Here is a 13,106-nt window from a genome sequence, read left to right as displayed (position 1 = left end):
CTACTGAACCTTCGCATAACGCTCATACCAACGATTTGGCACAAAACGCATAGTGCCACCAGTAGCAAAAAAGTTTGTAGTTCCACACGCTGTACCTACACATTTTGTACTACTTGGATCTGGAATAATAAGTGTTCTACAAGTATCTCCTGTACAATTAGGACCACCGTCACCGCCACCACCGACCTGCGGTGCTACAATCCCAGATCCTAGGTTATAGGTATAATCTGCATCTAATGAACATACACCTGTTGGTAAACACATTCTTTTCGTATAACTATTTCCTTTTACTCCCGCACCACAACTTGAAGAGGTTCCATTATCCGCTGAATCAAACATTGTGACATACAATGCTCCACCCATAGCTATAAGTGGAGATAATCCTTTAATCACACTTTCATTCTCAGTATTACCATTAAACTTAGTCGACAATTTATAATACCAGCCACCCCAACCAGATGTTTTATTGACTATCGCACCAGTATTATTACTTGCACTAGTTGTGGCCGTAATCAATTTCAATTTAGAAGTAGAGGCTACGTCGCTAGCAACCGCCAGTGTCCTCGTAGCAATCAATGGACTAGCCTGAGTCCCAACAGGATAATTTGCACCATTTGGGAAAATATCATAGTCATAAATTGCATAGACCGCATCATACTGCAAGCCCACAGTATTTTGCTTACCTGTAGTACTTGGAGAATCAGGCGTACCAAGAAGTGGCGAGCTTTTATTACCCGAAATAAAAGTTGCAACAACAATATTTCCACCTTCCGCTTGTCCAGCGCTACGATGTGCTGTAAATACGGGTGGTAAATAAAACCTTGGGCTAGTGCCATCAGTTTTATGAATATCAAGAATTTTATTTACTTGAGCTGTAAAAGTTGATGCACCATCATTTTTAAAATCAACACGGAAAGTTTGTCCTGACAAATCACCAAAATACAGATGATCGACCACACCATCGTTATTACGATCTACGGTCTTAATTTGACTAACAACACTATAGTTTAAATCGGTATTTTTGACATTTGCATCATTGGTTGAGTCGGTATACCACAACAAATCACCATTATCTGCATCAAACATATAAACACCAGCACCAATCCTCTTATTGGTGGAAGTAGAGTTTTCTTGCTTATAATTATAATACTCATATCCCGCATAACCAGTACGGACACCATTGGATTTTAATCCATCTCCATCATCGCCACCAGCATCATAACCACCACCAACAAACATAACGAGTTTGCGCTGTCCTTTCCAGTTTACATAATCAATTTTAGGTTTAGACCAACTTTGACCCATTTTTTGGATCGCAGGAAAGCTTTTACCTGTTGGACTGTCTTGGGAATATATCATTCCAGCAGATGGATCTATCTGAAATTTAATTTTAGGATTATCCATGTCCGTAAGATCAAGCGCATAATAACTACGCCCGCCCATACGCATACCACCATACACCCATTGTTTCCCTTTAAGGTTTTCTTTATCAGTAGCACTTCCTACCACATTTCGAACCGTTCCTTTAACGGTTAATGTTCCATCATCCTTAGAAACATAAACAGTCTGGGCAGTCCATTCTCCATCCATCCCATAGTAAAGCGCATTTTTACCACCAGCCAGACTACCGCCATTTAGCTTAAATGTTTCAGATTGCTTCTCTATCATTTCTTTTGGTACAAAGGCAAATTTTTCTACTCCTGTTTTAGCATCAACAACGCTCACTAGACCCTGTGTTGTACCAAATAATGCATAGTCTTCCCGACTTTCTGAATCAATGTAAACCTGACCTGCATCATTTTTCTTAGCCACCACCTTTCCTTCTTGTGTCAATAACACAGGATTTGAATGATAAACACTACCCATTTGGCGAATGGTTGCAACACGATTTGTCAAATCCAAGCCATTCGTATTTTCATCATTAGTAATATTATAACCAAGTAAAGCCATTAAAGAACGTGCGTAAGTAGTATCTGTTTTTGTTTTAGCATCAGTCGTATAGGTGTAATTCACTTTAACAAGATTAAGATTATTCGTTACCTGATTTGCTCCTGTCTTTGTGCCGTCATAATCATAATTCGTTAGCAAGGTTCTTCCAGCAACTTTTGCATTATTGGTACCTGTTTTAGTGCCCAAAACCAACTGACTCAATGCCCCCCCTTTTTGATAAACTGGCGTTGTTTCTGTATAGGTAATGCTGCCATCATTCCAAAGATCCGTGACATCCTGCACTTTACTCGCTTTGATAACTAAATCTACTTTATTTTTTGCATACACTGAATTATTTAAGACGTAATATTTTTTTAGGTTACCTAGCCATAACTGTTGTACATCCTCTGGCTTCACTTTTGGTTCAAATTGTGGAAAATAAGAGTACGGCTGCACGGCTTCAGGGTTTAAAGCATCCATAGGAATAGTAGAAGACCCTGTACTCATAGAAGGAATGTCTTTAGTGATATCCTTAATAAAATTATTAATACTATTAACAATATCAACTGAACTAGAACCCTGTACCCAACCACCACCACCTATATTCCCCCAAGTTTTAGCATCCTCTACATCAGGGTTTCCCTTGCCACTAAAATCATTCCCAAAACCAACTACTACCGTTTTGATCTGCAATCCAATTGGATTTTTCGTCGTATCTAATAAAGCTTGCGCAAAATTTCCAATACATGACCAACCATTATTTGATGAATTGAAGTAACCCGTACGATTACCTAAAAGACTACCCGCACAAGTAAATGCACTACCTGAAGACCCAAGCGCCGTCCGCATCAGCTCATATGCTGTACCACTTTTTCCATCTGTGCCTGTTGCCGTCCCTCCACCTGGGTTTGGCTCACCATCAGTTAAAAAATAGATCCCTTGCCCACTACATTCTTTTTTATCCGCATTAGTCAGTTGATCAGTAATAGAAGTAGGTGCTATATAAGAATTTTCCGTCCTTATTGAAGTATCTGCATCAAAAAAACCTGTATAATTTAATAAAGAGGGTTTAGGTCCAATATAAAAATTACCTGACTGATTAGATACACTACCTGAATCGCCTTTAGTATAATTTTGAGGATATGTGAAATTATTTGCCCAAGAAGACCATGTATTACAAATAGTGTCACTCCATGCAGTACAAGTTTTATACTGATTATTTGAACGGACAAAATAAGCTTGCAAATCATTTCGTAACACAGATTGTCCCATCAAATATGCAGCCACTTCAGCGTATGCATAAGAGGTAGGAGTGTTTCCACTAGCAGATAAATCATTAACCACATCTAACAAATCATCTCGATGTGTTTTTGTTTGAGATTGGTTTACATAATAAATGGTGCAATTAGTACCAAAAGAACAACTATTCGTTCCATAGTCCCCACTTGCCGATCCTGTTCCTGGATCTATATTATTTGTGCTAATTGCTCCCCATGTTTTACATCCTCCAGCAGGATAATTTTCGCTACATGTCGCATATCTATAACTTGAACTGCGTGTCCCAATTCTATACCAACGCTGTATTTGGTGTGTACCAGTTCCCGTTTGCAAATCTAACGCTTTTGCACCAATTCGAATTTGTCCTTTTGCTGCTGCAAAAGTACCAAGACCAACCACTACTTTATCAGCAACAGGTAGATTAGTTGGTGTTCCTTGCAGCACATCCCTCATCCCATTGCGAAGCCGTAAAATACGACTACCAGTCTGTCCAGCATCATTGTCAGCCATACTTCCAGAAAGATCCAACATCATCATTAAGGTTGTAGAACCTACAGAATCTTCAGGCACCTTATAAATTTCAATATCAGATGCATAAGTAGGGGTTATTGCTGCACATATTAAAGATGTTAATGTTGCCGATACACTAGCGATATTTAATTTATGAATCACTTGCTTGTCAATTTCCACATTTACATCTTTATTTGCTTTTTTATTGATTGATTTTTTCATCATCATTCCCCCACTTTAAGATGCATTGATATAGCGCAAGGTATATTCCATATCCTGCGTACTGTATGGCACACTATTTTTTGCTAAACAATCTGTTACAGTATCCTGCTTCGCAACATCATCATAAAAACTCGTATAATCTGTTAGACAAGAGTTAATCTTAGATTCTAAACTCGTGCTTAAATTTGGTAATAATGATGTTGCTGTAATAATTACTTTTTGAATATCCTGCCCTTTTGAAGTTTCTTTATCTTCACCAGAAATAAGTTGATCCCAGTCTTTATCATTAGGCGCAGCTCTCACAGTGACTTGAGTCATAACTGCAGCACGTTTACTTAAAAAATCAAGCGATCTACTTGTTTTGCAAAAACCATTTTTACCCATGTCACTATTGCTAATACTCGTACCATTCCAGTACACAATACTGCCATATCGACTACCTGCAAAATTATCTGCTACAGTTCCACGAATACAAAACACTAACTCCTTGTTCTTATTTTCTGGTCGCATAACATATGCCAACATACCATCTCCAATACGCATATTGGCGAACTTTAAAGCATCATTTGTTTGATTTTCCAATGTAAAAAAAACAGAATCACTATTTTGCATCAGCAATGATTGTGCTTGAGAATTTGTTGCTATATTGAGGGAAATTAATCCACTACGGATCGCCCAAGTTCCTGCTATTGTAAGCAAAATAAGCATAACTAATACAACGATGAGTACAGCACCAGTTTGGGCTTTTTTGAATACTTTGATATTTTTCATTACAAGCCCCTTATTTCGCTATTCCAAAACCATTACGCATAGCGATGGTCTGTGTTACAACATTTCGAACATAGAGTTTATTTTTGTCATTTTCGATTAATTTCCCACTAGTCTGTAAAATTTGATACAGTTGATCTTTATTGAAAAATTTGTTTTCACCCACTGTGTTCGTAGAACGAATCAACAGACCTATTTTCACTGCAACAATTTGTGGCTTTATTGTTGCAGTCAATTTTTTATAATCTTCGATTTTAATATCACCAAAACAGTCCATATTTCCATCTTTTTGCGTTGCATCATCAGCATTACATGCTGCATTTCTACCATCTTGTGCGATACGTAGCATCACACTAAAATGGTCAACTCTAGGAATAACAATCTGACCATCTCCAGATAAATCTATTTTTGTTGGCGTATCACCACTATAAACAAAAGATTTACATGCTAATGACAAAGCCTGATTAGGATCATTTCGATTAGTATCTGTGCGCAGAAAATAACGCTCGACGACAAAAACATCCTTACTCAAACTATTACCTTCACAGTCGAATTGACTATCCAAAATATTTTTATATTGAATAACAAGTTGGTCGCTTTTTATACCATTTAAATTAGATGAGCCTTGTTCTCCAATAGATAATGCATTAGTTAAAGTAATATCTGCTTCATTTTCCTTAGGAGTCGCCTGTCTTTTAGATGTGTAATTTCTACCATTTAATACAACTCCACCATGTAATACAGAATCATCCATGTAAGGCTGATCAGCATTTAAATTTGCTAATCGAATATCACGAATTAATGCTTCCAATCCAAATATAGAATCACTTTGCATATTCGACAGAGCCTGCTGCGTCGTTATACTACGTTGACTGATTAGAAATAATTGTATAGCCGCCGCACTAATAATCAGACCTAATGCCAAAGCAACCATAAGCTCTAATAAGGTAACACCTCTTTCCGTGATATAATTTAAATTATATTTCATTAGAATGCCTCCATAACAAGGCATTGAGAACCCACTAAATATGTTCCTGTGGAAGAATCAATACATTTACTTGCATCAGTATTAATATTATTTGCCGTTGTATTTGTTCTCCCCCAAGCCACATAAATACAATTTAAATTACTTCCTACGCAGTTATATATTTTTATCGATTGTCCCAAACTATCAGCTTTTGTAAGAATTTCTCCCACATCAAATTTTACCATTGTTTCTGGATTACACTTTGGAAAATAACTTGTCGCCGAACCAATGCAACTCGTATCTACTGTTTTAGCATTGATATACTCTTTATACTTTGTTAAAGCAGTTTTATTAATACGAATTCGTTCAGACAAATCTCGAGCAAGATTCATAGCAACGGAACGATCAGAAGCTTCTTGCGATGCATCTATAGCTCTCACTTGCAAAACAGAAAACCCTAGCACTCCAATAGCCAGAAGTTGAAGCGCAACTAAAACCTCCATTAGACCCACACCATTTTGATAGTTTTTATTCATTTTCAGCATGTTCCTTTTTCTATTTGTTGAATCGTGCCATTTAAAGAAACATTGATCATTCGACTTTGCTTAATTTTTGAATTACAAAGTTTAAATTTTAAAGGAACTATGACTTTTATCGTTGGCGGGTTAGTAGGTGGCTTTGTATTTAGATCAGTCTCTTTTGTTTTATCATATGTAGGATTAGGTTTATCCACTTCTCTTTGAGAAGGCACTCCAACAGGTGTGTAGGTCACATCAGAAAAAGAAACATCCTGATCTGATTCATCCATAGCATTATTTTCTGATTGTGGTATCCAGTAGTACGTAGTAGAGGTATTAGTTCCAGCTTTAAATTTTATTGTTATTTGTTTCCGTAAAGCCGCAGCCTGCCCTCTAGCATCACTTAGTGTCAAGGCTAAATCACGAGCATCTCTATCCAATTTCTTTTCTGCCACCAAATTTCCAAAAGAAGGCGCAGCTATCGTGGCAATCACCGCCAACACAGCAATAGTGACCATTAACTCAATCAGCGTAAATCCTAAACTTCTACGCATTGTTTACCCCTATTTATTATGACCGCCTTCTTTATTATTTTAGATTAACGTTTTTTTTTACAGAACCAATACAATCAAGATTAAGGGCATAAAAAAACGGATGAGTAGCACTCATCCGTTTTTTAAAATTCTTTCTTTTTAAAATTAAGCCTGTGTGACTTGTATTCTTAACTCTTTTGGCAAACTAAAGGTAATATTTTCCTCACGCCCATCTAACTCTTTGGGGGCATCTGCACCCCAATCCTGTAACCGCTGGATCACTTGTTTAATTAAAATTTCAGGCGCAGAAGCCCCTGCCGTAACGCCAATTTTATCCGTCTTTTTAAACCAAGCCTGTTCAAGCTGATCAGCATTATCGACTAAATATGCCGATTTCCCCATACGCTCTGCCAGTTCACGAAGTCGATTGGAATTGGACGAATTTGGAGAACCGACCACAAGCACAACATCACACTGCGCAGCTAAATCACGCACCGCGTCCTGACGGTTTTGCGTAGCATAACAAATGTCATCTTTACGTGGTCCCTGAATATGAGGGAAGCGTGAACGCAAAGCATCAATGACTTTAGCCGTATCATCAATAGATAAAGTGGTTTGAGTTACGAAAGCCAACTTCTCAGGATGTCTCACCGCTAGCTCAGCAACATCCTGTTCATCTTCAACCAGATAAATATCTCCGCCACTTTTTTTATCGTATTGTCCCATGGTGCCTTCGACTTCTGGATGACCTTCATGACCAATCAAAATCGCTTCCGTTCCTTCACGAGCATACTTGGTCACTTCAATATGAACTTTGGTCACCAATGGACAGGTCGCATCAAAAACTTTTAAACCGCGTTGTTCTGCTTCAAGCTGAACCGCTTTAGAAACGCCATGCGCGCTAAAAATCACAATCGAATCATCTGGAACCTGATCCAGCTCATCGACAAAAATTGCACCACGCTGACGTAAGTCATCCACCACAAATTTATTATGAACCACTTCGTGGCGCACATAAATCGGGGGGCTGAAACATTCCAGAGCGCGATTGACGATCGCAATCGCACGGTCTACACCAGCACAAAAACCTCGTGGATTTGCCAATACGATTTGCATATGATCCTCAACAGATGAATAAAATAGACGATATTTTAAATTTTTAAGAAAGATAAGCGCCTAAACTTTCCCTACAACTCTTTAGTTTAAGCCTTCGGTACACTACAATAGCGAAGATATTTTATCATATCAGGAAAAATATCATGTCGGGTTTATTGTTTGTCGTTTCTGCTGCTTCAGGAACGGGCAAAACATCTTTAGTCAAAGCCCTACTGGAACGTGTAACCAATTTACACGTCTCTGTTTCACATACCACCCGTGGACAGCGATCAGGCGAACTCGACGGTGTACATTATCATTTTACCACAAAAGATGCTTTTCTAAGCCATGTCGAACAGAACGGTTTTATTGAATATGCTGGGTTTTTTGGTAACTTTTATGGCCCTTCGAAAGCCACTGTAGAACAGCAACTTGCCAAAGGTCATGATGTTTTACTTGAAATTGACTGGCAGGGTGCACAACAAGTTCGTCGACTTTTTCCTGATTCCCGACAAATTTTTATTCTTCCCCCAAGCCAATTTGATTTACGTCAACGTTTATCTAACCGTGGCACAGATTCAGTTGAAGTCATTGAGCATCGTTTAGGCTGCGCCGTTGAAGACATGCAACAATATGTCAATTTTGATTATGTCATTATCAATGATGACTTTAATAAAGCTTTACATGATTTAGAGTCGATTATTACTGCGAACCGTTTGACACTTGCCCAACAGGTCTATCGTCATCAGTCGTTGATCGAACAACTCATCACCCCAAATAGCGAATAGACTTGAGTCTGCGCTCAATACATTTTATACTTTGCAGTCTAGTTGTATTCATCACCCGAGAACTTATATGGCACGCGTAACCGTTGAAGATTGTTTAGACCATGTAGACAACCGCTTTGAGCTTGTACTAGTGGCAAGCAAACGCGCGCGTCAGCTTGCTCGTCAGGGCATTGAACCTACTGTAGAATGGGATAATGACAAACCCACTGTCGTTGCATTACGTGAAATTGCAGCAGGTCACGTGACCAAAGATATTTTAAAACAACGCGATCAAGACTATCAAACGTCTAGCCTTGATTTAGCTTTGTCTGCAAACAGCTTAAATTTGGAAGGTTTTTCTTTCCAATAAGCGTTTCAATATAAAAAAGGGTGCATTATTGCACTCTTTTTTATGCCGAAAAAAATTTAAAGATTTGCCATTCAACCTTACAATTTATTTTTTCGGATTCATCTATTTGTCATCATTTTTTCTTTATTCTTTTATTCAACCCATCCCTTTTGCTCAAAAATAAAACACTTGCATCCTAAAATTGGTGAAAAAAATGCATCTCGCCTCTCAAAAATGATGCATCTACATAAAAGATTTGATACAACTGTAAGATTCGATTGATTCTGCCGATCTCCCCAATTGAAATTTACCCGCGAATATTTGTGTGAACGAATTGACAAAATTTGCGATATGCATTTCATTAAGAGATAGATAGATTCTCATTATTCACTGTAAATAAAGGTGCTCTATGCCAGGCGAAGAGGTCAGCCAAGCCAAGCAACAGCTCAAACTTATTATCGATGCCTATTTAAAAGCTGAGGATGTCGAGCGTGTGCTTGCTGCCTGTGATTTTGCCGATCTGGCACACTCAGGAATCACCCGTAAAAGTGGTGAGCCTTATGTGCTGCATCCTATCGCGGTGTGTTGTATTTTGGCGCATATGCGTCTGGATGCAGAAACTTTGATGGCCGCGTTATTGCACGATGTCATCGAGGATACAGAATATACCAAAGATGATGTGGCAGAGCGTTTTGGACGGACTGTTTCAGATTTGGTGGATGGTGTAACTAAACTGACCCATTCCAGTGATAAGCAATTTAATAAAGCGGCTTCTTTCCGTAAAATTTTACAAGCGACCTTGCAAGACCCACGTGTCATTATTATTAAATTAGCAGATCGCTACCATAATATGACCACGCTAGATGCCTTGCGTCCAGATAAACGCGCTCGCATTGCGCAGGAAACGCTGGATATTTTCGTTCCGATGGCACGTATTGTTGGCATGAATGAAATGGCGGATAACCTTGAACTATTGTGTTATCAAAATCTTGATCTGGATATGTACAATAATGTTCAGACCGCTTTACTCGAAAGCAAACCTAAACGCTGTGAATATCAGTCCCAATGGGAAAAGCATTTAGCAGATTTACTCCTTGCTTATCAAATTAATGGTCGAATTAAAAAGAAAAATAATAATATTGAATTACTGCGCCACTTTGTCAAAAATGAAATTGATTTGCACGAACTTACGCACAGCCATGCTTTTGAGATCATCTTACAGAGTATTGCGGACTGTGACCGTTTGGTTGAAGCACTCCGTGAAAACTTTGAAGTGTTGCATTATGAAGATCATATTCGTCGCCCATTGCCAGGCGGTAATCAATCTTTATTGATGAAACTAAAAGGTGAAAATACCACGCTTTCTTTAACGATTCAGACGGAACTGATGCGTAAAGCGGCGCGTTTCGGGGTGGTACTCGGTGAAAATGCACCGCAAGCCTGCCGTTCAGCCATTCAGGCATCTATGCAGAATTTAAATACCCTAATTGACGATGCTTGTGCTAAAACCACATTCAATGATTTACTCGATTATCTTCATCAAGAAAAAATCTGGGTCTATACCCCACATGGACATTTGCATGAATTGCCTCAAGGCGCAACGGTGGTAGATTTTGCCTATGCCGCCAGCCTCTTTTTGGGCAACCATGCAGTAGGTGCTAAAGTTGATGGTGAAATTCGTCCGCTTTCTACGCCATTGACCAGTGGTCAGGTGGTTGATGTTATTACTGATGTGTTAGCCACACCTAATCCAGATTGGCTCAGTTTTATTAATACGCAAAAAGCACGTCGAGCCCTGCAAAATATTTTGCGGGATCAGGATATAGAAGAACAGCGCCTAGTTGGACAACAAGCTTTAAATCGAGCATTAAAACTGTTTAATCGATCCATCAATGATTTATCTGAATCGGACTGGATGGATGTGTTGCAATGGCGTCATGTTGAAAATAAAGATACGTTATTTGAACAAATTGCAGTGGGTGATCTTTTGCCGCAACTGGTCGCCAATCATTTATATGTACAGCAGGACACAGCTCAAGCTGAAACGCATGAATCGGATCGATTAATTCAGGGAACTGAAGGGATTGATGTTAAATATGCACATTGCTGTAATCCAGTTTTAGGCGACCCAATTCAGGGTCATCTGTCCCGACGTGGTCTGATTGTGCATCGCGCTCGATGTCATAATTTATTGCATGAACAACATTTGCATCCAGAAAATATCATGCCTTTACAGTGGCAATCAGATGATCTGGAGGATGTCAGTTTTAATGCCTATTTATGCGTAGAGCTGGCAATGGATGACGAGCAAGTCTCCGAATTGATTTATCTATGCCGTAAATCGCACATTGGGGTCGAACAAGTGTATCCAACCACTGATTGTACTTATGTCAATATTGTGGTTAATAATCGTAAACAAATTGCACAAATTATCCGTGATCTGCGTATGCAATTTAACTTCCCTCGCATTTCCCGTCTGGCACTGCCACCCGCTATTATGGAAAGCTCTCAGGCAAGCTAATCATTTTTGAAAAAACAAGACTGAATAAATTCCTGATAATTCATGAATCGGTCTTTTGCCTAACAGCCGCATGGATTATGATGGTCAGAATATCAGATTTAGGAGAAATCAATGACCCGTCAAGTGATCCATACGGAAAATGCACCTGCTGCGATTGGAACTTATTCTCAGGCAATATTAGTGGGTAATACGCTGTATTTATCAGGTCAAATTGGTTTAGACCCATATAGTATGGAACTTGTTGAAGGTATTGAGGCTCAAATTCGCCGCGTATTTGATAATTTAAAAGCGGTCTGTGAAGCGGCAGGCGGAACACTAGCAGATATCGCGAAACTTAATATTTTTATGACTGATTTATCTCATTTTCAGCTCGTCAATCAGATTATGGGTGAGTATTTTGCTCAGCCTTATCCTGCACGCGCCGCGTTGGGTGTCGCAAGTTTACCCAAAGGTGCTTTGGTTGAAATGGATGGGATTGTCATTATTCATCAATAACTTATGCGTTTTCTGATGATTTCAACTTTCAACATTTTAATTCTATAGAGCACATCGCTTGATCAAGAAGTCCGAGCCATGCTCGGATTTTCCATTTGTTTCTTAGCTTTTTATTCAAAATGACAATATTAAAAATCGTATTTTCAAATGAATTTCATTGACAAACGATAATAATTATCAATAATATCAGTTATCCCATTTATCAATGCGAATAAGTCTGATGTACGTGTGTTTATGTCGCGGTATTACCGATCAAGATATTAAAGATGCTGTTGCAAACGGTGCTGAAAGCTATCGAGAAATTCGTGATTTACTAGATTTAGGCACGTGCTGTGGTCGTTGCGCACCAGAAGCTCGTACGATTATTAGCGATGAATTGGCTGAAATTGCTGCGCGTATTTCAGTTGCAGCCTAGATGGCGATAAATTTATTTTGAACATAATTATAACAATATTATCATGATCCCCAGATCATACTCTCCTCCCCGCTTGTGACTCTAAGCGGGTTTTATTTTATCTATATTTTATATTTAGTTGTTTTTGATTGCGATTTTCATTTGCTGTTCCATAAATTACTCGCTTGAAGCTCAAATCTTGATTAAACTGATCTGAAAAAGATGGCCTTGAACCTTAGTCGGGGCAAAATTTGTTTTGGGAGTCCGCGCAATGAAAGGTAATCGTGAAGTCATCAATCAACTGAATCAAGTGCTTTATCATCATCTCACTGCGATTAATCAGTATTTTTTACACTCTCGCATGTGTAATGACTGGGGAATCGAAAAACTGGGTTCAAGTGAATATAAAGAATCAATTCGTCAGATGAAACATGCCGATAAAATTATTGAGCGTATTTTATTTTTAGAAGGTTTACCAAACTTGCAACATCTGGGCAAACTTTATATCGGTCAACATACCGCAGAAGTTTTAAAGTGTGATGTACGTAAAGTCAAAGAGAACATTGAAGTCGAAAAGAAAACCATTGAAGTCTGTGAATTAGCTCAGGATTACGTCTCTCGTGATTTAGTTCGTGAAATTCTGGAAAAAGAAGAAGAATATTGGGACTGGACAGAAACGCAAATTGACTTGATTGATGATGTTGGTATTGAGAACTATATCCAAAGTCAGGTTTAATTCTGATTTAATCATTTGTTTTCT

Annotated in this window: 12 protein-coding genes; 6 read left to right on the top strand and 6 right to left on the bottom strand. The window is 38.6% G+C overall.

The features are described 5' to 3' along the window. The 6 genes from J500_RS06890 to ispH form a co-directional block, all read right to left on the bottom strand. Positions 1 to 3,939 (bottom strand): hypothetical protein, encoded by a 3,939-nt coding sequence (locus J500_RS06890; RefSeq protein WP_004995239.1) that lies wholly within the window; start codon positions 3,937 to 3,939, stop codon positions 1 to 3. 15 nt (positions 3,940 to 3,954) lie between these two features. Continuing rightward, positions 3,955 to 4,710, bottom strand: coding sequence for a pilus assembly PilX family protein (locus tag J500_RS06885; RefSeq protein WP_004985133.1), 756 nt, complete (start codon positions 4,708 to 4,710; stop codon positions 3,955 to 3,957). Positions 4,711 to 4,720: 10 nt separating this feature from the next. After that, positions 4,721 to 5,695, bottom strand: coding sequence for a PilW family protein (locus J500_RS06880; protein ID WP_004995242.1), 975 nt, complete (start codon positions 5,693 to 5,695; stop codon positions 4,721 to 4,723). Then, the gene (pilV, locus tag J500_RS06875; RefSeq protein ID WP_004995244.1) at positions 5,695 to 6,210 is read right to left on the bottom strand and encodes a type IV pilus modification protein PilV; all 516 of its coding nucleotides are present in this window, start codon (positions 6,208 to 6,210) and stop codon (positions 5,695 to 5,697) included. The genes J500_RS06880 and pilV overlap by 1 nt, the downstream gene beginning before the upstream one ends. 2 nt (positions 6,211 to 6,212) lie before the next feature. After that, positions 6,213 to 6,746, bottom strand: coding sequence for a prepilin-type N-terminal cleavage/methylation domain-containing protein (locus J500_RS06870; RefSeq protein ID WP_004995245.1), 534 nt, complete (start codon positions 6,744 to 6,746; stop codon positions 6,213 to 6,215). A 144-nt stretch (positions 6,747 to 6,890) separates the two neighbouring features. Further along, positions 6,891 to 7,841 carry a 4-hydroxy-3-methylbut-2-enyl diphosphate reductase gene (gene ispH, locus J500_RS06865; RefSeq protein WP_004995246.1) on the bottom strand — a complete coding sequence of 317 codons (951 nt, stop codon included), beginning with the start codon at positions 7,839 to 7,841 and terminating at the stop codon, positions 6,891 to 6,893. A 143-nt stretch (positions 7,842 to 7,984) separates the two neighbouring features. Here ispH and gmk point away from each other — a divergent pair, with 143 nt between their 5' ends. The 6 genes from gmk (at position 7,985) to bfr (ending at position 13,082) form a co-directional block, all read left to right on the top strand. Further along, positions 7,985 to 8,608 (top strand): guanylate kinase, encoded by a 624-nt coding sequence (gene gmk / locus J500_RS06860; RefSeq protein ID WP_034698872.1) that lies wholly within the window; start codon positions 7,985 to 7,987, stop codon positions 8,606 to 8,608. A 67-nt stretch (positions 8,609 to 8,675) separates the two neighbouring features. Further along, positions 8,676 to 8,957: a DNA-directed RNA polymerase subunit omega gene (rpoZ, locus tag J500_RS06855; RefSeq protein ID WP_004985115.1), complete on the top strand. Its 282-nt coding sequence runs from the start codon at positions 8,676 to 8,678 to the stop codon at positions 8,955 to 8,957. 388 nt (positions 8,958 to 9,345) lie between these two features. Beyond that, on the top strand, positions 9,346 to 11,457 hold the full coding sequence (locus J500_RS06850) for a RelA/SpoT family protein (protein WP_004995248.1): 2,112 nt from the start codon (positions 9,346 to 9,348) through the stop codon (positions 11,455 to 11,457). Positions 11,458 to 11,568: 111 nt separating this feature from the next. After that, entirely contained in the window at positions 11,569 to 11,952 is a 384-nt protein-coding gene (locus J500_RS06845) for a RidA family protein (protein WP_004985108.1), read from the top strand. Between the two features lie 220 nt (positions 11,953 to 12,172). Further along, positions 12,173 to 12,367 (top strand): bacterioferritin-associated ferredoxin, encoded by a 195-nt coding sequence (locus J500_RS06840; RefSeq protein WP_010588682.1) that lies wholly within the window; start codon positions 12,173 to 12,175, stop codon positions 12,365 to 12,367. A gap of 250 nt (positions 12,368 to 12,617) precedes the next feature. Beyond that, positions 12,618 to 13,082 carry a heteropolymeric bacterioferritin subunit Bfr gene (bfr, locus tag J500_RS06835; protein ID WP_004995250.1) on the top strand — a complete coding sequence of 155 codons (465 nt, stop codon included), beginning with the start codon at positions 12,618 to 12,620 and terminating at the stop codon, positions 13,080 to 13,082. Positions 13,083 to 13,106: the final 24 nt, after the last annotated feature.

The sequence above is a fragment of the Acinetobacter sp. 479375 genome, assembly GCF_000581715.1.
In the GTDB taxonomy this organism is placed as follows: Bacteria; Pseudomonadota; Gammaproteobacteria; order Pseudomonadales; family Moraxellaceae; genus Acinetobacter; species Acinetobacter ursingii.
The sequence above is the reverse complement of the archived record's forward strand: the minus strand, read 5'-3'. Positions and strand labels throughout refer to the sequence as shown.